General features: G+C 62.5%; 1 protein-coding gene. It reads right to left on the bottom strand.

What is annotated here, in order from left to right; genetic code table 11:
• Positions 1-388: 388 nt before the first annotated feature.
• Positions 389-925 carry a group II intron maturase-specific domain-containing protein gene (locus AB1460_RS37720; RefSeq protein ID WP_368967366.1) on the bottom strand — a complete coding sequence of 179 codons (537 nt, stop codon included), beginning with the start codon at positions 923-925 and terminating at the stop codon, positions 389-391.
• Between the last annotated feature and the right edge of the window lie 129 nt (positions 926-1,054).

Below are 1,054 nucleotides of genomic sequence, written 5' to 3'. Positions count from 1 at the left end.
ACCCGTTCCCTTTCCACCTGCTCGGCGGGCGTCAACCCGCCACCCGTCGCATACCTCATGTAAAAGGTTTACCCACTCGCCAGCAGCCGTCACCAGACATAGTGACACCACATATTAATCATCAGTAACTCACCAGCTCAAAGCCGAGGCCCGCGTCCCACCAGGGGGCGCGGGCCTCGCGCTGTGCCGAGACCGCGGCATACTCGCTGTTGGTCGGGTCGCCCGAGGGAGTTTCACTCCCAGGCGCCCACGGCTCCGGACGTGAACCTCTCGGCTCATCCGGCTCTTGCCGCATATCACGGATGGTGCTCACATAGTCGCTGCTGGTTGTGGCTCATCCCAGGAGGTTGGCCGTAGCCCTCGGCGTCCGCACCATCCTGCGGGGCGGTCAGTACCGCAGCGCCCAGTGCGCAAACAGGTCAGGGGACCGTTCCCGGACTCCCTTGAGCCATGCCCACGCCCTACGCTCACTTCGTGTCAGCGGTTTGTACTTCTTCCTCGCCCAGCGCACGAGATGGCTGTCAATGCGCGCGCCGATGGGGAGCACCACGCTCGGGTAGAACATGGTGAAATATTCCAGCCGGCCCGCCACTTTCGGGTTGATGTCCGCGGCGAGTTGATCCAGTGTCAGGTTTGTTCTCCTGTGCAGCCTCAGGTCGCGCATTTCGCGGCTGAACGAGGTCACCCGATCCGGCGCGGCACCCGGGATGAAGATGGTGAAGCGTTTCTTCTGGGTGCCGTTGCATGCCACTCGTGGCCTGAAGGGATACGACAGGAACGTGAACGACGTGTTTTCATAATCGCCACCTCGGTTGCTGTCCTTGCAGTACACGATCCGGGTCTTATCGGGGTAAGCTTCCAACCCGACTTCGACAAGCCTTGCCACCACCGCGTCCCGCACTTCCTTGGCCTGCTCCAGGCTCACGCCAATGCCACTTCCACTATTTGGATCTTGGCTGGCTGTGGTGTGTCGGTTCGGGTGGTTCTGCCTGGTTGGCGGCATGATCGGGGGCTGTGGCGGACACGGGGGCGGTGGCGGGTAGCCAGCTGACGG

It is taken from the genome of Parafrankia sp. FMc2, assembly GCF_041008525.1.
Taxonomy (GTDB): domain Bacteria; phylum Actinomycetota; class Actinomycetes; order Frankiales; family Frankiaceae; genus Parafrankia.
The sequence above is the reverse complement of the archived record's forward strand: the minus strand, read 5'-3'. Positions and strand labels throughout refer to the sequence as shown.